Annotated in this window: 17 protein-coding genes; 7 read left to right on the top strand and 10 right to left on the bottom strand. The window is 53.2% G+C overall.

Translation table 11 applies throughout. The annotated features are described in order from the left end of the window. Positions 1-102: 102 nt before the first annotated feature. The 7 genes from RUDLU_RS26900 (at position 103) to RUDLU_RS0103920 (ending at position 9,813) form a co-directional block, all read left to right on the top strand. Positions 103-1,380 (top strand): FG-GAP repeat protein, encoded by a 1,278-nt coding sequence (locus RUDLU_RS26900; RefSeq protein ID WP_245581620.1) that lies wholly within the window; start codon positions 103-105, stop codon positions 1,378-1,380. Between the two features lie 164 nt (positions 1,381-1,544). Further along, a complete protein-coding gene (locus RUDLU_RS0103945; RefSeq protein WP_019987052.1) occupies positions 1,545-4,835 on the top strand; it encodes a hypothetical protein in 3,291 nt (1,096 codons plus the stop codon). Positions 4,836-5,019: 184 nt separating this feature from the next. After that, entirely contained in the window at positions 5,020-5,775 is a 756-nt protein-coding gene (locus RUDLU_RS0103940; RefSeq protein WP_019987051.1) for a type III pantothenate kinase, read from the top strand. After that, on the top strand, positions 5,747-7,120 hold the full coding sequence (gene bamG, locus RUDLU_RS0103935) for a BamG family beta-barrel-assembly machinery protein (protein ID WP_027302741.1): 1,374 nt from the start codon (positions 5,747-5,749) through the stop codon (positions 7,118-7,120). Before RUDLU_RS0103940 ends, bamG begins: the two co-directional genes overlap by 29 nt. Positions 7,121-7,208: 88 nt before the next feature. Next, a complete protein-coding gene (locus RUDLU_RS0103930) occupies positions 7,209-7,676 on the top strand; it encodes a PH domain-containing protein (protein ID WP_019987049.1) in 468 nt (155 codons plus the stop codon). Between the two features lie 46 nt (positions 7,677-7,722). Further along, a complete protein-coding gene (gene lptC, locus RUDLU_RS26895) occupies positions 7,723-8,271 on the top strand; it encodes an LPS export ABC transporter periplasmic protein LptC (RefSeq protein WP_052316738.1) in 549 nt (182 codons plus the stop codon). A 33-nt stretch (positions 8,272-8,304) separates the two neighbouring features. Further along, complete coding sequence (locus tag RUDLU_RS0103920; protein ID WP_019987047.1) at positions 8,305-9,813, top strand: family 43 glycosylhydrolase; 1,509 nt, start codon at positions 8,305-8,307, stop codon at positions 9,811-9,813. Positions 9,814-9,822: 9 nt separating this feature from the next. Here the strand turns inward: RUDLU_RS0103920 and RUDLU_RS0103915 are convergent, their stop codons facing one another. From RUDLU_RS0103915 to RUDLU_RS0103870, 10 genes are all read right to left on the bottom strand, one after another. After that, positions 9,823-10,236, bottom strand: a complete 414-nt coding sequence (locus RUDLU_RS0103915) for a c-type cytochrome (RefSeq protein WP_019987046.1) — start codon at positions 10,234-10,236, stop codon at positions 9,823-9,825. Then, entirely contained in the window at positions 10,233-10,847 is a 615-nt protein-coding gene (locus RUDLU_RS0103910; protein WP_169578022.1) for an SCO family protein, read from the bottom strand. Before RUDLU_RS0103910 ends, RUDLU_RS0103915 begins: the two co-directional genes overlap by 4 nt. A 13-nt stretch (positions 10,848-10,860) precedes the next feature. Continuing rightward, a complete protein-coding gene (locus tag RUDLU_RS0103905; protein WP_019987044.1) occupies positions 10,861-11,307 on the bottom strand; it encodes a hypothetical protein in 447 nt (148 codons plus the stop codon). A gap of 51 nt (positions 11,308-11,358) precedes the next feature. Then, on the bottom strand, positions 11,359-13,035 hold the full coding sequence (gene recN, locus RUDLU_RS0103900) for a DNA repair protein RecN (protein ID WP_027302739.1): 1,677 nt from the start codon (positions 13,033-13,035) through the stop codon (positions 11,359-11,361). A 108-nt stretch (positions 13,036-13,143) separates the two neighbouring features. Next, complete coding sequence (gene porD / locus RUDLU_RS0103895) at positions 13,144-14,061, bottom strand: type IX secretion system protein PorD (RefSeq protein WP_019987042.1); 918 nt, start codon at positions 14,059-14,061, stop codon at positions 13,144-13,146. Further along, complete coding sequence (coaBC, locus tag RUDLU_RS0103890) at positions 14,058-15,266, bottom strand: bifunctional phosphopantothenoylcysteine decarboxylase/phosphopantothenate--cysteine ligase CoaBC (RefSeq protein ID WP_019987041.1); 1,209 nt, start codon at positions 15,264-15,266, stop codon at positions 14,058-14,060. The genes porD and coaBC overlap by 4 nt, the downstream gene beginning before the upstream one ends. A gap of 70 nt (positions 15,267-15,336) precedes the next feature. Beyond that, positions 15,337-15,651: a DNA-directed RNA polymerase subunit omega gene (locus tag RUDLU_RS0103885; protein WP_027302738.1), complete on the bottom strand. Its 315-nt coding sequence runs from the start codon at positions 15,649-15,651 to the stop codon at positions 15,337-15,339. A gap of 88 nt (positions 15,652-15,739) precedes the next feature. After that, positions 15,740-16,636: an outer membrane protein assembly factor BamD gene (locus RUDLU_RS0103880; RefSeq protein ID WP_027302737.1), complete on the bottom strand. Its 897-nt coding sequence runs from the start codon at positions 16,634-16,636 to the stop codon at positions 15,740-15,742. A 153-nt stretch (positions 16,637-16,789) separates the two neighbouring features. After that, complete coding sequence (locus RUDLU_RS0103875; RefSeq protein ID WP_019987038.1) at positions 16,790-17,467, bottom strand: T9SS type A sorting domain-containing protein; 678 nt, start codon at positions 17,465-17,467, stop codon at positions 16,790-16,792. A gap of 123 nt (positions 17,468-17,590) precedes the next feature. Next, positions 17,591-19,390, bottom strand: coding sequence for an OstA-like protein (locus RUDLU_RS0103870; protein ID WP_019987037.1), 1,800 nt, complete (start codon positions 19,388-19,390; stop codon positions 17,591-17,593). Positions 19,391-19,478: the final 88 nt, after the last annotated feature.

Genomic DNA, 19,478 nt, shown 5'->3' with positions numbered 1-19,478 from the left:
TTTACCAGCGGCCCTGCCCGCGCCCAAATTGGGATAGGTCGTATGCCTTATGAAGAGGCAATACTGGATTTAAGAAGTCCTGAGAATAACAAAGCCCTGTATTTGCCCCGGCTTACATCAGCTCAACGGCAGGCTATTGCAAGTCCACAGGTGGGGGCACTGGTTTATGACACGGATCTATCGACCCTCGTTTTGTATGATGGGACGCTCTGGATGCCGTTGGTTACCACCAGCCTGAACGCTATGCTCCTGAGCCGCGAAGGCCCCCAAGGCGCGTGGTTTGGTTATAGTGTAGCTATGTCGGGTGATTATGCGATTGTGGGAGCGCCAAACGATCATCCATACGGCGATAATCAGGGGGCCGCATACGTGTTTGTACGGTCGGGTAATATCTGGACGCAACAGGCTAGACTGATCGCCAGAGACGGTAATGCTGGGGATTTTTTTGGAGGAAGCGTAGCCATTTCGGGTGATTATGTACTCATAGGGGCAAGTGGCGATGGCGATGGTGAAGGTAATGCTTTTGCCATGTATGATATAGGGGCCGCCTATGTGTTTGTGCGTTCGGGTAGTACCTGGACACAGCAGGCTAAACTCCTTGCTAATGATGGCGCTCCGTATGATAGCTTCGGCAGTGGGGTAGCCCTTTCGGGCGACTATGCCTTTATAGGGGCCGATGGTGATGATATGAGTGCGTTAAAGGTCGAACAGGGTTCGGCTTATGTATTTGTACGTTCGGGTAGTACATGGACGCAGGAGGCTAAACTTATAGCTGATGATGGTGATACTAAGGATTATTTTGGGCGGACGGTCGCCATTTCGGGTAATTACCTGCTTGTAGGCTCAGGTAACGATGACGTTGGGTCCAACACCGATCAGGGGTCCGTCTATGTGTTTGTGCGTTCGGGGACTGCCTGGACGCAACAGGCAAAACTCACCGCCAGCGATGGCGCGTCAGAAGATTATTTTGGCGCTAGTCTGGCCATTTCGGGCGACTACGCGATTATCGGTGCTTATGGGGATGATATGGGAGCCAATGTTGATCAGGGGTCGGCGTATGTCTTTGTGCGTTCGGGCAGTACCTGGACCCAACAAGCCAAGCTCCTTGCCAGCAATGGGAGTGATAAACACTATTTTGGTTCGAGTGTGGCCATATTCGAGAATACTGCTGTGGTGGGTGCTGGGAACTTGAATGGGCCTACAGGTGACATGGGAACTACGTATATGTTTAGAAGCAATAACGGTATCTGGACAGAGATTAAACGGATCGAGCTCACTAGAGAATCGGAAGATAACGCTCGTGTTTACTCCGTCGGGATTTATAATGGGTCCTTTTCATTTAGTAGGATGGGAAAGGTGCTTTTTGGGCTGGTGGAGTAGTTGAACGTTTACGCCAGACCACAATAAAAGAGACCTTCATTGCCTTCGAAAGGCAACGCATACCTCTCCATGCCACAATCTGCCCCGAAGGCGATGTGAACTAACTCTCTGCTTTTCAGAGCTCCATGAGCTACCAATAAACACTACGCAAAACCCGGAATGCAATGCTGTTCAGACTTTTTTTGATTGTCTGCTCTTTGGCGTGCCATTACGCCAATGCCCAGACTGTGACTGTTTCGGGGGCTGGCAATGCCGCCTATAACACGTATTCGCTTAATGGAACGTACCAGTTCGATGGGCAACAAAACGGTAAAAACCGGTATCGTAAATCGTCAGGATTTACCGCCAATGGTTGCCAGGGGTGTTCAGGGTCGGCGGCTATCTTCTGGAATGGGAGTGGCTGGGTACTACAGGCCACCGGCAGCGGTCAATGTGTGTATTGCGCCATACCAACCACCACCCATTCGAGTACGGCTGTCACCGCGACAAACCCACCCTGTACCGGCTGGACTAATGGCATGACCCTGACAGGCTCCTGCGAAAGCGGCTCGACGCCCTGCACGGCCGTGTCGATGGTTGTGACCGGGCAGCAGGGGCAGCAACAAACCAATCCAACGCAGGTTACGGTAAGCTTAGGTTCCAGCCTGACCCTGTCGGCCACCGGGTGTTCGTCGGGTACGGTGCGCTGGTCAACCAGTAGCACAAATCCTGTACTGGTGGCAACGCCTACGGTGAGCACCACGTACTCAGTTACCTGCACCTCGTCGGCCTGCCCGTCTCCCAGTGAGCAGCGGGTAGCCGTTTCGGTAGTATTACCGGCGTTGCCCCCGCCGGTTATCGGTCAGATTCCCGCCGAATGGTGTCGGCAAGAGGAGTTTGTAGTGCCGTATTCAGTATCGGCCACCCACCCATCGGGAAATCGGTTCGAGGTTCAACTCTCCGACTCGCTCGGCAGCTGGAGTGCCCCGTTGGTGATTGGCACGGTAGCAGCTACCGGTTCGGGCGTGGTCAGGGCTATCATTCCGCGCGCGGTGCTGCGGGCCAATGGGTACCGGCTCCGGGTGGTGGCCACGCTTTCAGCGCTTGCTGATCCCGTGGGTGTGCCTTTCCGGGTGGTGTCGTTGTGTGTGACCACCTGTGACGACATGGTGTCGGTGCGTTCGGGAAACTGGCATGACCCAGACACCTGGTCGTGCGGGCGTGTGCCGGGCGGGGCCGATGACGTCACCATTTCGGCCGACCACATCGTCACCGTTGCCGACAGCCGGACTGCCGTGTGCCAGAATCTCCAGCAAAATGGAACCCTGACCCTGGGGGCGGGTAGTCGGCTGAGGCTCTTGGGCGACGATGAAGGCTCCACGCAGGTGCAGGGAACCCTCGTGTTGAAACCGAATGTGTTTGGCTTCGACCCGGCCAACAACGGGCAGATTATCGCCCGTACACCAACGACCATCCGGTTTCGGGGCGTGCCGGCCTTCCGAAACATTGGCAGCATGAGCGCAGGAGGGCGGTTGGCCGCCAAGTCGGGGCTTTTTGAGGGGGAGTGGGCCGTGTTTGCACAGACCACCGGAACACCATTCGGTTTTATTGGGCAGGTTACGGGTACGCGAAGCCTATCGACCACAAACGGTGATATTGAAACCGAAATTACCTTCGAGCCCGGCGACCTGTCGGACATTACCAAAGAAGCTGACATTTCGTGGCAGGCCGTGCTGAAAAAAACGATGCAGACACAGTTTACAGGTCAGTTAAAAGGGAAACAAAAAGTGGAGACCGACGAGGGGACCGAACGCGAGCGCGATGTCGAAATCAGCGTGGTGGGTACGGCGACCGACTCGCTACGGGTAACCATGGATTTTGGGCTGAAAGTGGCCAACAGTAACCTGAGTGAGTTTCGGTGCATGGCTCAGGTGGAAAATAACCTGCGATTGCGACTCAAAGCCGAGGGTAAGATCACGTACAAAGAAGCGATCCCCATTGATAAATGGGAGCGCAAAGCACCTTACATCCGGTTTGTCCTGATTGGTGGTGTGCCGGTGCCTATTGTCTTCAGACCAGTTGGTGGCCTCGACCTGACCAGCGAACTGGAAGCCGAAATCGGGTTCGATAGCGAACTGCTCAATACCACGCAGCGCGTCGGTATCGGCAAAGTGTGGCGGGCAGGGCAGGGGTGGAGCGACATTGAGCTGCCTGCCCCCCTGCAACACCCCGACAAACCCCTTGCCCTTGCGGTGAAAGGTAAAGCCCAGATTGGCCTGAAACCCAAAGTGGGGGTTAAATTTTATGAGCAGGACAACTGGAAGGTAGAAGTTGGGGCCGAGGGGTATGCGGCACTGCAAGGGGCCTGTAATTACGACAATACCGGCCTCATCGTGAGTAGTGCCATTGGCTTAAAGCCCGAGCTGGAAGCCGAGTTTGCCTGGAGTCCCCTGGTGATTGAAGGTAAACTGGCTATGCAAATCGACTCGATACCGCTGGGGCAAACACCCGTCAATGTAGACTTTTGCCGCCTGGTCCAAAACTGCATTGATCAAATTGGTCCTGGTAATATTGATTACGCGCCCAGAAGCCACCGTCAGGTTGTAACAGATACAGATAATCGAATCAAAACGATCAAAACGTTTCAGACCGACTCCGGAATCAAAGAAACGGTATTTAATTATAATGCGCAGGGCAAGGTGATCGGTGCCGATTTGTATAATCTGGGGGATGGGTCGTTACCTCGTGTTTTGTATCCGACGAATAGTCAAACCTTCGTGTATGGTACGAACCAGATTGACCAGTACTACTATACACTTTATCAAGGGTTGAGCGTACTGCGCTACAAACTGTCTGACAGTGGGCAGATCACCCACATTCAGAATCATACCCTTGCGGAAGCCAATCCGGCCGATTTGTCAAGCATTGCCATTACCCTTAGTTACTACCCAAACGGGTATCTACAAACCGCACGGATCGTTTATGGTTATGGGGGTTGGCTGGAAAAACGATATACCTACAACGAAGCAGCGGGGCAGGTCATCTGTGATTACGATGACCCTGGCGACGGCATGACCAGTGTCACGCTGGTTTACGACACCAGCCAAAAGCAATTTGGTACGGAATTGAACGCTCAGAACCAGGAAAGTGGTGGGTTAGGGTTTCTGAAAGGCTATCGGTTTCTGGAGGATTTAGGTCGTGTTACAGACATAGAGTCACTGGAAACTCCGCTTATTCATCAGGATAAATTTTACTTCGGGGCACCCGTGACGAGGTATTTAAAAAAATATACAATACCAAGTGTCAATTATTACGCAGAGCAGGGGTACACAGTAGACTACAGTTATGACACCGACGGGAAACCGATTTCATTCACGCGTACGGAATACAGGGCCGAAAGAAACCTGAATGGTACGTTGGAGGGCCGAACCAGCACCTACCCGCCCGTGCCAATCCTCTGGAAAAGCTGTCAGTGATCGGATAAGATAAATAGTGCGGGTAAACAGGTTCTGGCGGGGTATGGTGTTAGGTGCGCCATACCCCGCCTTTTTTTCTAAAAACTACCCCCGGCACGAGCCATCCGGGCTCTCATCCTTTTCTTAAATTTCGTTAATTCCCCCGCTTATATCCATTTTTGCGCCCACATTTACCGTTACGTTCATGAATGTTGCCATTGATTGGGGGAACACACGGCTTAAAGTAGGGTGGTTCAGCGAGGGGCAGCTGGTTCGCACGGCGCAGCTTACGTCGGTCGACGAGCTGGCCCAGGCATTGGCTCACCAGCCCGCCGATGCGGGGATTGTATCGTCGACGAGCCACCCCGCCGAAACGTTACCCCCGTTGTTAGGAGCTGACCGGGTGGAGCAGTGGGTGTTTCTGAACGGGCAAACCCCCGTTCCGATTCAAAAAGCGTACGATACGCCCCACACCCTAGGTGCCGACCGGGTAGCGGCTGCGGTGGGAGCTATGCACCTGTTTCCCAATGAGGATTGCCTTATTCTGGATTTGGGCACCTGCATCACCGCCGACCGGCTCGACCGAACAGGGGTGTTTCAGGGCGGGCTGATTTCGCCGGGGCTGCGTATGCGCCTGCAAGCCATGCATCAGTTTACGGCCCGGCTGCCGTTGCTGGAAATTGACCGGGCCAACCCGCCCGCCTGGCCGCGGCTCGATGCCCGCAATACCCGCGAGGCCATGTTGAGCGGAGCCCTGAACGGAATGCGGCTTGAACTGGACGGAATTGTGGCCGAATACCGGCTTGAATACCCATCCGGGCGTGTGCTTGTGTGCGGGGGCGACGGCCCGTTGTTTGAAAGTCGTCTGAAACCCCCGATATTTGCAGTGCCGCCGTTGGTACTGTGGGGACTGAATCGTATTTTACACTATAATGTCAAGAAATTACCGGCTAATCCGTAGACGTGTCCAAGTTTTTGCTCTCGTTCTCTCACTCACTGCCCCTGCTCTGACCCGAGCACAAGGTTTAGGCAACTCTCCGTACTCAGCCCTTGGGGTTGGGGAGTCCTACAACCCAACGAATGCGGCTAATCTGGGCATGGGAGGCATCGGCGTCAGCAATGCCAGTCCGTTTTACCTGAATATGCAAAACCCCGCGCTGTTGGCTCGCCGGGGTCGTTTTACGGCTTTTGAAGTAGGTCTGATCGGTCAGTACAAACCACAAATCAGCCAAATACGCGCCGGGCAAACACAAAGTCAGCGTGATTTTGGAGCTAACCTCAACTATGTAGCGTTGGCGTTTCCGGCCTCATCCCGCTGGACCATGATGCTCAGCCTGCGGCCTTACACCTACGTCGACTATTCGACCAAAAGCTACGGCCGGGTACTGCGCAACAACGCCAACACCATTTACGAAGCCGAATACACTTACTCGGGCCGTGGAGCCATCAATAAGGCGGCCTACACCACGGGTTTCCGGCTGGGTAAAAATATTTATGTGGGTGCCGAAGCGGGCTTCCTGTTCGGTAATATTACCAATAACTCCGATGCCCGGGTGCTAATCAACGATGTGGCCCCGACATCGCAGCAGCTTAATCCACAACCACAGGATATTGTGGTGTCGCGCTCAAACCGGGTACTTTACAATGATTTTGTGTGGCGACTTGGTGCTGGCTGGCGACCCAAGCTGAGCGAAAAATGGTCGCTGAACCTCGGTGCAACGATCGACCCGGCTACTCGGGTTGGCGCTACCGAAACCGATGTGTATCAGCAGGTTTCGCTGGGTACGGGTACCGGTGGTGGTGGCACCAGCCTCTCCGACGAAGATACGCTGCGGGCCAACGTGGCCTCGTCGATTCGGTTGCCGCAACAGGCTCACTTCGGCATCAGCATTGAGCAGATCAATAAACTGATGGTGGGCCTGGATGTAGGCTTCCAGAAATGGTCACAGTTTCAGGCCGTGAATGGTCGGTCGGGTAACCTGCTCGATGCCATGACGATCGGGGTTGGTCTGGAATACATGCCCAAAGCCAACTCAACCAAGTACTGGGATCTGGTAACCTACCGGGCTGGTTTTCAGATTAATCAGACACCCTATTTGGTGGATGGACAGCGGGTAAAAGATGTAAACGGTAGCGTTGGTCTATCCTTGCCGATGGGCTCGTACTTTGTCAATTATGTGAATCTGAGCGTGCAGGGTGGCCAACGGGGTGCCCTGGTCGGCTCGCAGATTCGGGAGCGGTACGTGCGGTTTGCCCTTGGGCTCTCGCTAAACGACTGGTGGTTCCGTAAGCCGGTGCTCGACTAAGCGTTCAAACAATCAATACAAAAGCGTGTGGTGCATAGTCTATGAGCCACACGCCTTTTTTTATCGGTAGGGTCACGATGTTAGGCGTATGAAGCAGTATTCGGTCTCGTTGGATAATTCGGCTAAGGTGATTACAGGACTCGTGCTCGCCCTGACGGTTTCCCTGTTGGCCTTTGGGGCGTTTAAGCCGGGTGTGGTGCTGGCTATTGTAATGGTCATTTGCTACGGCTACCAACCCCAAAAATACATACTGACGCCCGAGACACTCACGGTGGCCCGGTTGTTTGGGGCTGTTTCGTTTGACCTTAACACGATCCGGGAGGTACAGGAAATTGCCCCTGAGCAAATGAAAACGAGTTTACGCGCGTTTGCTGTAGGGGGGCTGTTCGGGTATTACGGTCGGTTTGTGAATGCCTCCATCGGGCAAATGACCTGGTATGCCACCCGTCGCTCAAACTACGTGCTGGTGCGTACGGCCGACGATCGCCGGATTGTGTTAACGCCCGATGGGCCAAAGCAGTTGGTAGCTGATTTGCATCGACTACTGGCTGCGTGAGTACCCGTTTTTGAATGTCCACTATTGAAAACGAAAAACTACGTTAATGATAACTCGATTGCTGTGGTGTGGCCTCTTGCTGATGGTTGGCCTCTGGGGCTGCGAAGAGCCAAAAACAACCCGGAAAACCAATGCCTATCAGGGACCCATTGAAGAGATCAACAACGTGAAAATGCTGTACAGTGAGGCCGCTGTGTTGCGCGTTCGGATGACGACGGCCAAACAGTATCGGTATCAAAACGACGACCGCAAGTACCCTCAAACGGTCAATATCCTGTTTTTTGGCCCCAATGGAGAGGAAGTAACAACCTTACGCTCCGACTCGGGCCGGTATGATAAAGCCAAAAACCTATATACGGTTATGGGCAATGTGGTGGTGATTAACAAGCAGAAACAGGAAAAGCTGACTACCAACGAACTGAACTGGAATCCGCAAACAAAGAAGGTATTTACCGAAAAACCGGTGCTCGTGCAAAGCAAGCTGACGGGCGAAAGCCTGCGCGGTCTGGGTCTGGATGCGAACCAGGATTTTTCGCAGTATTCGATTCGCAAAGTGACCGGCGTGTTCAACGTCGAAGGGGGCGGGGGCTTCTAAGCCGTGTGTTCCAGAACAACCTAACGAAGACGTATGAAATTCTTGCAAAAACTGGTGCCGGGCTTATTTGCTCTGTCCACTTACGGCGCTGTGCTGGCCCAACCGGCTGTCATCCCCGGCGATTATCCCGACCCTTCGGTGACCAAAATAGGCGATACCTACTGGGCATCGGCCACTACGTCGAACTGGTTTCCGGCTTATCCGTTGCTCAAGTCCACCGATCTGGTTAACTGGCAAACCGTCGGCAATATCTTCAATAAAGTCCCCGACTGGGCCGATTATTACTTCTGGGCTCCCGAAATCACAGCCGAAAATGGCAAAGTATATGTCTACTACACGGCCCACAAAAAGGGTGGCAACCTCTGTGTGGCCGTTGCCAGTGCCGACCGACCTGAAGGCCCGTACCGGGATCATGGCCCGCTCGTGGGGCAATCCGACGGGTCTATTGATGGCTTTCCGATGCGCGACGAAACGGGTAAACTGTACCTGATCTGGAAAGAAGATGGTAACAGCGTGAAGCAGCCGACCCCCATCTGGGCGCAACCTATGAATGAGGAGCGCACAGCGCTGACGGGCGAGAAAAAAGAGTTATTCCGCAATACAGACGCTTGGGAAGGCAATTTGGTTGAGGGAGTATCGATGATTCGGCACGGCGACTATTTCTACGCGATCTATGCCGGGGCTGGTTGCTGTGGAACGGGGTGTACCTACGCAACGGGCGTGGCCCGGGCCAAAAACCTGCTCGGCCCCTGGGAAAAGTTCGGCCAGAACCCGATTCTGGCCGACGAGGGTAACTGGCGCTGCCCCGGGCATGGTACCGTTGTAGAGAAAGACGGTCGGTATTTCTTTCTGTACCACGCCTATGACAAGCAAACGAATGTGTACACCGGTCGGCAGGCACTTCTGAAAGAGTTTTCGTTTACGGCCGACGGCTGGCTTACGTTTTTACCCAATACCCCGGCCTTAGCCAGCGTGAAGCCTGTTTCTCCACGCCTGAACGATTCGTTTGCGGGTAAAACGTTATCCCATCTGTGGCAATGGTCCGTGTTTAAACAGCCCGATTTTGGCGTTCGGAAAGGGGCACTTACCCTGCATGCTCAGCCTTCTAAACTGGGGAGTGCTGTAGCACAGCGCACCATCACCGGTAACTATACGGTCACCACAACCATTGACCGCAAACGCTCGGCCGGGCAACCGGGGCTGGCGGCCATCGGCGACGACGACAACGCACTGGGTATCTCGCTTGAGGGCTCGGCACTGACCGTTTGGCGACTGGAACGGGGCAAAAAAACGGTGGTAGCGACTCAACCCGTGGGCGAATCTCGTAAACTGACACTACAACTGCGGGCACAGCAGGGTAACCGGTTTTCGTTTGGCTACGCTACTGATGGTAAGACGTTCCAGACCGTAACCAAAGACCCCATCAACGGAGCGTTTTTGCCGCCCTGGGACCGGGCCGTTCGGGTAGGGGTTCTGGCAATGGGTTCGGCTGGAGAGTCGTCTGTATTTGAAGACTTTGTGCTCGAAAACACGCAACCGTAGCCCATTCCGTTACTGTTTGCCCAACACCCGATCTACATGTTTAACGTCGATAAAGAGGTCTTTTTGACCCCACTCGGCGTTAATGTAGCTTACAATTTCGGCAATTTCGAGGTTACTCAAATGGGTTTGTGGAGGCATGGGCCGGTTGTACCGTTTCCCGTTGACCACAATAGGCCCCTGCTGACCATGCCGGATGATATGGATAATACTGTCAGGCTTGCTCAGGTACTCTGATCCGGTTATGGGCGGGTAAAGAGCTTCGAGTCCCTTACCGTCTTTCTGGTGGCAGTTGGCGCAGTTCGTTTGGTAGAGCAGGATGCCCTCGGTAATGTATTTCTGGCGTTTGATTTCTTCCTCACTTTGGCAGGCAGAGCTACCAATAAAGAGGGCCGCCAGAGCGGCCCAACTCAATCGTTTCATCATTCGTTTGGTTCGGCGAGTAACTTGTCAATGTCGGCCATAAGCTTGTCGACACCTTCGGGCGTGGTGCCGTCGTAAATACCGCGTACCCGTTTTTGGGTATCGACCAGAATAAAGGCACCGCTATGCACCACCCCGCCGGGGGCCGTAGCGTCTTCGGCGGCACTCACCATATAGGCGTTCTGGCCAATGTTGTAAATCTGGTCTTTGTCGCCCGTTACAAATAACCATTGGCGGTCGTTGACACCCAGACTCTGCGCAAAATCGCGCAGTACGGCAACGGAGTCACGCGTGGGGTCAATGGTGTGCGACAAAATCATGACGTTCGAATTCCCCTTGAAACGGTCGTACACGCGTTTCATCTGGGTTTTCATTTTGGGGCAAATGGTGGGGCAGGTCGTGAAAAAGAAATCGGCCACGTACACCTTACCCGCTAGTGTGCCGGCCGTAACAGTATCTCCATACTGGCTCACAAACCGGAAATCAGGAATCGTATGATCAACTGAATCGGTCACGGTTTTGCCGTCTACGGTGCGGGTAACGGCTTCTTTCTGGCCAAGTACCGGCAGGGTATCACCCGACGAGCCGCAGGCCGCCAAAAACAAGCCGGCCATAACCAGCCCCAGGCTATTGCGCACCCAGGTACTGACGAGCCTGCTTGATGCTTTCGTTGACTTGCTTGTTGACATCCGTGATTTTTTCTTTCTGGTCGGCGAGGTAGCGTAGGGCTTCATCGCCCGAAATTTTGGTCAATGTATCCCCGTTGTATTGGCTCATCCAAACGTCCATACTTTCGTTGGCCTGGCTCAGACTACGGTTGATCCGGCTTATTTCTTCTTTAGTTTCATCGTTGCGCACCTGCTCGCTCGGTTGCCGGTTGGTGAGGCTATCGAGGGTCGAAATTCGACTGCGAAGGGCCTTCTGTAACTTCGGAATTTCGTTCATCGTGAGAGGCATGACTTCGTCGTGTAGCTTGAAAACCTCCGATTCAGCGGCTTTGATGGCTTCGCTCTGATCGTTCTGGCAGGCCATTGTTCCGAGCAACAGCCCGGCTATAACAAAGGTGTATTTCATAGTGAAGTGGGTAACTCAAATAGGTGCGGGCACACCGCCCGACGGGTACTTTTATTTAGCAACCGCCGTGGCCTTGCCTTGTTTCAAAATTTCACGGGCATTTTTTACCGTGTTGGCCGATGGGTTTTTGCCACCAATCATCTGGGCAATCTCCATCACCCGTTCGTCGAGCGAAAGCTGCCGGATTCGGCTTACGGTTTTGTCGGCTGAATGATCTTTGTACACAAAATAATGGCGCGAGCCCTGAGCCGCAATCTGGGGCAGGTGTGTGATGGCAATAATCTGATGACTATGAGCCATGTCTTTCATCATGTTGCCCATCCGAATCGCAATTTCGCCTGAAACCCCCGTGTCGATCTCGTCGAAAATAATAGTCGGGAGTGAGCGTTTGCTGGCCAGGATATACTTGATGGCCATCATCAGTCGCGAAAACTCACCGCCCGAGGCCACATTTTTAAGCTGTTGGGGTTTTATACCCTTGTTAGCACTGAACAAAAACGTAACGGTGTCGATACCCGTTGGCGACGGCTTACCCGACTCGGCCTCGATCCGAATCGAGGCATTGGGCATGCCCAAATCATGGAGCAATCCACTGATTTCGCGCTCGATCTCGGGCAGTACCGCCCGGCGGGCCTGCGACAGCACATCGGCACTCTGCATCAGTCGAGCCCGCGCTTCGGCGGCTGCGTGTTCGGCGGCTATAATCTCTTCGTCAAGGTTTTCGACTTTACTTACTTTCTGCTGCAAGTCGGTCTGAATGGCCAGCAGCTCCTCCACCGAATCGGCCGAGTGCTTTTTCTGCAACTGGTAAATCGTGTTGAGCCGCTCCCGAACAGTCTCGGCCCGGCTCTCGTCGGTATCAATCGAATCCTGTTCTGTGCTGATTTCGTCGGCCAGGTCGCGGAGTTCAATCAGGGCACTTTGCGCTCGCTCCTGTAGCGTAGCGTATTGCCCCGAAAGCTTACTCACCGACGCCAACGTACCCACGGCACCCTTCAAAAGCGACACGACCGACTGCTCGGGATTGTCGAGGTATTCGTAAGCCAGCTGGAGTTTTTCGCGGATTTCCTCGGCGTTTTCCAGAACGTTCAGTTCGCCCTCCAGGTTTTCCTGTTCGTCGGGCTGGAGTTGTGCCTTGGCCAGTTCGCGGTAGAGGAAATTATTATAATCAAACTCTTTCCGCATCGCCGAGGCATCGGCCCGGAGCTTTTCGAGGGTGTTGCGCTTGGTGCGGTAGTCTTGATAATGGAGGTTATATGTACGCAGTAGGGGTTCGTCCTGGGCGTACGTATCGACGATCTGTAGCTGGTATTCGTTGGAGCCCAGTTGCACCGAATCGTGCTGGGAGTGAATATCCATCAACTGACTCGTTACCCGCCGAAGGGTTTCCAGATTGACCGGTGTGTCGTTAACAAAGGCGCGGCTTTTACCGCTCGGGCTTATTTCCCGACGTACCACGCACGAGGTGGAGTAATCGAGTTCCTCTTCCTCAAAAAGCTGTTCGATAAAATACCCCGAAACGTCGAACGTGCCCTCTATCACGCATTTCTGATCCAGATGGTACAGCACACGCGTGTCGGCCCGGTTGCCCAGCAATAAGCCCAGTGCTCCCAGCATAATCGACTTACCGGCTCCCGTTTCGCCCGTAACGATGTTCAGTTCAACATCGGGCGACAGTTCGAGTTGGTCAATCAGGGCGTAATTTTTGATCAATAAGTGGGACAGCATAGTACAGGCTCCTTAATAAACTAACACGCTCGGCCGGGGGCAAGTTTCCTGAGCAGGCCTTTCGTTGGGGTAATTAGCTCGCCGATTAAACCCGTAAATTGGGCGGGGTTATTGCCATAAAAGCTTCCGGTACGCTTCGGTTTTGCCGGGGTCAAGCTGGGTGAGCAGATCAAAACCGCGTTTGCGCTCGGCCAGTGACCCCTCGTACAACACATTGATAAACTCCTCAGACTTAGCGTCCATGAAGGAATTCATTAACACGGAAAGGGATACCTGGGTTTGAATACGACGCATGGTGGTCAGCAAGTCCAGTAGGGCTTTGCGCGATTGGATGGGGTTGGTCGTAAAGGTATCGAGCGCCAGCCGGTGATACGTGTACAGGCCGTCGCGGAACGGACCGAACTGCGGAGCCTGTAGGTTTTCGATCAGGTAATACCGGTTGCGTTTGTCGCCACCCACCAGCCAGCCCGCGCCGTTGGCCGTCTGGGCTAAGTTCATGATGTTGAAGGCTCGCTGCATGTGCGGTGTTCCTCCCTGCCGACTGAATGTATCGTAATCAAGGGCCAGAAAAATATTCGCGTAAAAGCCGAGGATTGAAGTCAGCTCGTCGGTGTAGGCGTTGTCGCGGAAGAAGACCGGCGTCGTGGGCAGATACACGATGTTAAAATTCCGGTCAACGTAGCTAATCACCGTCGATTCGAGGTTTGTACCGTACACAGGCCGTTTCAGAATCAGTTGGGCATTACCCTCAAAAACACCCTGTTGCGTCGATTTGAGCAGGTTAATATTCAGAATGCAGTTGATACGCTCCGATGGCTGAAACTGATCGTTGGTCCAGCGTCGGGTGTTCAGCAACTCCGTAATCACGCCTTTCAGCTGATTGAAATACGAAAAATCCGTTTTCTGTTGCGAAAACAGCTGGTCGTAATTCAGATTTACCTGGCAATTTAGTTCCTGAGCCTGTACCGACACGGTCAGGAGAATACCACTCAGCAAACAAAGTAATTTGGTCACGGACCGAATCATGGATTGGCTAATTTTTCTTTTACTAAGGTAAGCAAATCTTCGGCTACTTCCTCTTTGGTTTTAAGGTCGAATACCCGCACGTTGCCCCCTCTGTCCATAACGGTTATTTTGTTCGTATCGTGTCCGAAGCCAGCGCCCGCATCGCGTAGTGAGTTGAGCACGATCCAGTCCAGGTTCTTGCGCTGAAGCTTGCCCAGGGCATTCTCGTGTTCATTTTCGGTTTCGAGCGCAAAGCCCATCATCAGCTGCCCCGGCCGTTTTCGGGTGCCGAGCGTAGCCGCAATATCGACGGTTTTGGTCAGTTCGAGCGAAAATTCGGCTTCCTTTTTCTTTATTTTCTGGTGGGCCGGGTGGGCCGGGGTGTAGTCGGCAACGGCCGCGTTCAGAATCAGAAGGTCAGCCTGTTCAAAGTGGGCTTCGGTAGCGCTAAACATCTCCGCAGCCGACCGTACCGATACCCGGCGCACGGCGGGGTGGGGCAGGGGGAGGGCCGTGGGGCCGCTCACCAGCGTAACCTCGGCGCCAGCCATTGCAAAGGCCCGCGCAATGGCATAGCCCATTTTTCCGGTCGAATGGTTGCTGATGTACCGCACCGGGTCAATCGGCTCCTGTGTGGGGCCGGCCGTTATCAGCACGCGTCGACCAACCAGCGCCCCACGCTGGCTGAAGAAATGAGTTAGTTGCTCGACAATGGTTTCGGGCTCGGCCAGCCGACCTTCGCCAACCAGCCCGCTTGCCAGTTCGCCGTGTTCGGCCCGGATAATGTGGTTTCCGTATGAAGCAAGCCGTTCGATATTGTGCAGCGTACTTGGGTGCCGGTACATGTCGAGATCCATAGCCGGCGCGAAAAATACCGGACACTTAGCCGACAGATACACCGCCGAAAGCAGGTCGTTGCAGAGGCCAAACGCGCAGCGGGCAAGGGTGTGTGCCGAAGCCGGGGCAATCACCAGGGCGTCGGCCCAAAGCCCCAGCTCCACGTGATTGTTCCAGGTACCTTCGGCAGGGTTACCCACAAACGACGAGAGCACCGGCCGTTTCGACAGGGTGCTTAGGGTGAGCGGTGTGATGAACTCGCCGGCCGCTTCGGTCATGACGACCTGCACCTCAGCGCCCGCTTTTACAAGCAACCTGACCAGCAGGGCGGCTTTGTAGGCGGCAATGCTGCCCGTTATACCCAGAAGAATGCGTTTGGCGTGTAGCATGGTCAAAAAAAATGGATGAGCAACGACTCAAACCGCCACCCATCCATCTGCTCTATGTGCTAAAATTTGATTACTGCGCTGCGTCTTCTTCGTTGTAACGCGAATAGATTTTGCCTTCCAGAAACTCGTCGGTAGCGACTGAGGTTGGCTTGGGCATACGCTCGTAAAACTTCGAAATTTCGATCTGCTCCCGGTTTTCAAATACCTCTTCGAGGTTATCAACCGCCGAAACAAACTCCGACAGCTTGTTGCTCAGTTCTTCTTTGTTTTTGGCGGCAATCTGCCGGGCGCGTCGCGAAATAATCGAAACAGATTCGTACAGGTTGCCAGTAGGAGCCGCAATCTTGTCGGTGTCGCGGGTGATCAATGAGGGATTCGTTGCCATATTCTTCCTTGGTAAAGTTCTCAGCTCAGGCATTTACACGCGCTCAATCAGAACGCTAAACCCTAAACCGAAAACTGTAAACTCTATTTTAGTTGCTTGCAGCAGTCACTTTTGCCGGTCGGTTGGCGTCGTTCTGCTTCTGCTGTTCTTTTTCTTTTTCCAGTTTTGCCAGGCGTTCCACCTCTTTCACGCTGCTTTCGTACATTTTCTCCGCCTGCTTCAGATACTTGCTCGACGGATACTTGTCGACCATCGCCTGATAAAACGTGACGGCGTCCTGAAAACGTTCCTTTTGCTTCGTTTCCAGACTATTAACGGCGTAGTTGTACTGCGAATCGACTTTCAGATACGCTAACTCTTCGTTGTATTCGGAGTCAGGAAACTCTTTCTGGAAATTGTCGATACTCACCACCGCCGACTTCAACGAAGCGATATTGAATCCACTTGTTTTGTGGTACAGTTTAGCTTTTTCGTATGCTTTCTGTTCCAGCCGTTGCCGAAGCTCCAGAATCATTTTGGTACAACCCTCGCGGAATTCGCTCTCCGGGTAGGAGTTGATAAAATCCTGAAGAGCCGACATAGCCGCTACCGTGTTCGACTGATCGAGGTTGAATTTAGGCGTGTCTTTGTATTGCGAGAGGGCGTACATGTACTGAGCCTCCTGCGCTTTTTCACTGCGCGCAAACGTCTCGTAGAAACGCTTGAACAGTTGCGCACTGACCGAATATAACTGCTGATGATATTGCGTGTAGGCGTAATAGAACTGCGCCATTTCAGACTCGTTACTGCCTTTAAGCACCGGAATCAACTCTTCGAACAACATCCCGGCCCGGTACCAATCTTCTTTCTTGTAATACTCCAAAGCCCCTTTGTACTTCTCTTCCTGCGTGCCGTTTTTCTGCAACTTCGAGAAAGGGCTGCACGAACCGAGCAGCGCCACGAACAGCACACTCCAAAACACTCTAACTATCTGACGTTGTTGCATAGGGACGCAAAGATAATAAAACCACTCCTCAGTAACGATAGAGTGGTTTGAAAAGTGTCTGCTGATAGGGCAGACAAGCCGTTACGGCCGTTAAAAAAGCTTAAGTCCGAATCCTGATTGGCTACCTGCCGGGTCTGAATTCAAACCACAAGGTTAGCGATGCTGTACCAGTAATTTTTTAGTTGCTACCTTTTTGCCATCCAGCGACAGCCGGTAGAAGTACATCCCGGTTGGCATTTCGCGTGTGGCTATACGTACTTTCCGGTCGCCTGAGTCGAGGGTGTACTCCGAAATGGGTGAACCCAGCAAATCAAGAACGGTGATTTTTGCTTCGCCAACGGGCGCAATAATCTGGTAGTCAATGTCGGCATAATCCGAAGCGGGGTTCGGATACACGTTCGAAACCGAAATCCGGTCATTGGCAAACAGCCGATCGTCTGACGTACGCTCCAGGCGCAGGCTTTCTTCGGTTGGGGCTTTGGCTTCAGTTGGAGCAGCAGCCGTGCTTTCAGCCAGTGCCGAACGGGTGGCCGGTTTGGTAACCGATGTTGTAGCGGGCGCAATCAGCAGCGAACGATAATACGAATTGATAACGGATGTCTTGCTCGAAGGCACTACCCGATCCAGCCCTGTGCTGTTGGGTTGAGCCAGAAACGGAAACTTGCGGGCAAATGCCGAGCTTTCCGTCCGGGGGGTAAGCTTAGGACTTGACCCCGTTCGGCCCGTTTCAAGCCGGCTCCGGGTCCGGGCATCCGACTGAGCCCGGAGCGGAGCACCTGCCGAAAGCACGAGGCCGGTGAGACACGCCCAAAAAAGTATATGTTGCTTCATGTAAATTTCTAGTCGATACTACAGATTACGAGTGAATTAGATAATCCGTTGCAAACCTATGATGAAAAGTAGTGAATGCGAACGAATCTACCTCCTAAAAATTGTTAAACGGCAAAAATCATGCTATTTTTTGGTATTTAGAACCGGTTCCGTAGCCGAAGGTTTAACCGAAGCCGTTGTTTTTTCGGTTTTCTTAACGACTGGTTTGTAATTGATCACGTCGTTTTTGCCTGGCTTATCAGCTGTGCGCCAGCGGAAACCCTCCAATTCTTTCTTCGGTCCCGTGATTTCCTGCGGGGGAACAAACTGCGAATCGGGCTGCCCGTAAAACCGTATCTCATTGACTTTCTGGTTCTCAAAATCAATATTCATCCGACTGCATTCGACGCGATTCATCCCCACTAACTTGTTCTTATCGTCCACAGCAAAGTAGATACTTTGTCCGTTTCCTTCCACAATCACGCGGTCGAGCACCGTATTTTGCCGAACGGTCAACGGGGCCGCAACCGTACTGGAAGCTGCGTTTGTCGCAACTGCCGGGCGGGTCGGAAGTTTACCTTTTACCACGGTTGTTGACGTTGGCATGGTGCTTGTAACAGCCCGCACAGTATCGTTTTTGGTCTGGAAATACGCGGTAATCGCTCTGCCCTTGATCTGGTTGAAGTTCTGCAACGTATCGCGGGCAACTACAAAGGAGCGGGTTCGCAAAAACATCCGGTCAATTCGGTTATTCTTCATCCTGGTCGTTACCGAGTCTGCCTCCAGCTGATATTGCCCGCTCCAAATGATTGGCTTTTTGAAGAAATAGATGGTCGAATCGGCTACATCGTACACGAGCGAGTCGCACCGGCTTTGCAAGTCCGATTTAAACACCACCACATTACGCTGACCAATCAGTTTGCGTACGGGTTTGGTGCCCGGCTTGGGTTTCGTACGAGCCGTGTCGCGGGGAGTATCGTACGAAAACAGGGTGTCGGCCCGCATAAACAGGGTGTCCTGGTTACTTACCACGCTTTTTACGAGCGCGTTGCCCGTTACCCGCGAGATTCCAATCCGACCGTTGTACCGGGTGTGTTCGCCGGTAATTATCGTTTTGTCTTCCTTGGCTACCATCACCACGTTCCCTTTGGCAATGCCCAGGTCGGTGTTGTTGTCGTAAAAGAGGGTGTCGCCGGTGAGGGTGTACTTGGGGGTTTCGACGGTAGCCCGCTGCTGAAAATTCGATACCCGCGTTACGGTATTATACTGCCCTTGTGAAGCCAACAGAGTACCATCTTTATTGACAATCTTGGTTGGCCCCTGAAAGTCGGCAATTTTGGTTAGCGAGTTGTACAGCAAATTATCGGCGGTAAGGGTGTATTTGGGATTTACCAGCCGTACGTTCTGACGGAATGTAAACTGCTTGGTTCGGGTATCGTAAAACCCTTCCTGACTGGTCAGAATGTTCTCCCGGTCAACAATACGGCCCTTGTTGGGGTAGTGCGCCACCCCCATAGACATATCGTAATCGAGTTGTCCGGTTGTCAGTGTCATTTTACGATCTTTCATGGTCACACGTCCGCGCAGATTGGCCTGCCGCACGTTGCCATAGTAATACATGGTATCGGCCCGCACGCTGATGGTGTCACCTTGCAGAATACGCACGTTTCCGTAAGCTTCAATCACGTTGGTGGTTACGTTCTGTATGGCCTGGTCACAGTACATCAGCACGCCCTTATGCCGGAATCTTACGTTATTATACAGTTTTCGGATTACCTGTCCCGGATCATTTAACACCACCAGGCTATCGGCTCCGGGCGGTAACAGCTCCACTTTTTCGACCGGGCCGCTGTTGCCCCCGCTCATGGGCGGACGGCCCACTTGTGCCCGACCGGGCAGCCAGCAGGCTGTGAGTAACAGGGTGGTCAGTATAGAGATTCGCAAAAAAGCGAAAGGGTTGCAACGACTCATAAACAATAGTAAGGAAAGGGCCACCGAACGATTAAATAGGGCGGAAATTGCACCCGGTAGG

The organism is Rudanella lutea DSM 19387 (genome assembly GCF_000383955.1).
GTDB classification, from domain to species: Bacteria; Bacteroidota; Bacteroidia; order Cytophagales; family Spirosomataceae; genus Rudanella; species Rudanella lutea.
Note: the sequence above shows the minus strand (reverse complement) of the source record. Positions and strands in the feature narration are given on the sequence as shown.

What these genes read in the sequence shown, in the direction of transcription:
- RUDLU_RS0103880 (WP_027302737.1), bottom strand. Translation starts at nt 16,636, where the DNA reads ATGCAACAACGTCAGATAGTTAGAGTGTTTTGGAGTGTGCTGTTCGTG.
- RUDLU_RS0103885 (WP_027302738.1), bottom strand. Translation starts at nt 15,651, where the DNA reads ATGGCAACGAATCCCTCATTGATCACCCGCGACACCGACAAGATTGCG.
- recN (WP_027302739.1), bottom strand. Translation starts at nt 13,035, where the DNA reads ATGCTGTCCCACTTATTGATCAAAAATTACGCCCTGATTGACCAACTC.
- coaBC (WP_019987041.1), bottom strand. Translation starts at nt 15,266, where the DNA reads ATGCTACACGCCAAACGCATTCTTCTGGGTATAACGGGCAGCATTGCC.
- RUDLU_RS0103905 (WP_019987044.1), bottom strand. Translation starts at nt 11,307, where the DNA reads ATGAAATACACCTTTGTTATAGCCGGGCTGTTGCTCGGAACAATGGCC.
- RUDLU_RS0103920 (WP_019987047.1), top strand. Translation starts at nt 8,305, where the DNA reads ATGAAATTCTTGCAAAAACTGGTGCCGGGCTTATTTGCTCTGTCCACT.
- RUDLU_RS0103910 (WP_169578022.1), bottom strand. Translation starts at nt 10,847, where the DNA reads ATGGCCGGCTTGTTTTTGGCGGCCTGCGGCTCGTCGGGTGATACCCTG.
- RUDLU_RS0103875 (WP_019987038.1), bottom strand. Translation starts at nt 17,467, where the DNA reads ATGAAGCAACATATACTTTTTTGGGCGTGTCTCACCGGCCTCGTGCTT.
- RUDLU_RS0103945 (WP_019987052.1), top strand. Translation starts at nt 1,545, where the DNA reads ATGCTGTTCAGACTTTTTTTGATTGTCTGCTCTTTGGCGTGCCATTAC.
- lptC (WP_052316738.1), top strand. Translation starts at nt 7,723, where the DNA reads ATGATAACTCGATTGCTGTGGTGTGGCCTCTTGCTGATGGTTGGCCTC.
- RUDLU_RS0103915 (WP_019987046.1), bottom strand. Translation starts at nt 10,236, where the DNA reads ATGATGAAACGATTGAGTTGGGCCGCTCTGGCGGCCCTCTTTATTGGT.
- RUDLU_RS0103940 (WP_019987051.1), top strand. Translation starts at nt 5,020, where the DNA reads ATGAATGTTGCCATTGATTGGGGGAACACACGGCTTAAAGTAGGGTGG.
- porD (WP_019987042.1), bottom strand. Translation starts at nt 14,061, where the DNA reads ATGATTCGGTCCGTGACCAAATTACTTTGTTTGCTGAGTGGTATTCTC.
- RUDLU_RS0103930 (WP_019987049.1), top strand. Translation starts at nt 7,209, where the DNA reads ATGAAGCAGTATTCGGTCTCGTTGGATAATTCGGCTAAGGTGATTACA.
- bamG (WP_027302741.1), top strand. Translation starts at nt 5,747, where the DNA reads ATGTCAAGAAATTACCGGCTAATCCGTAGACGTGTCCAAGTTTTTGCT.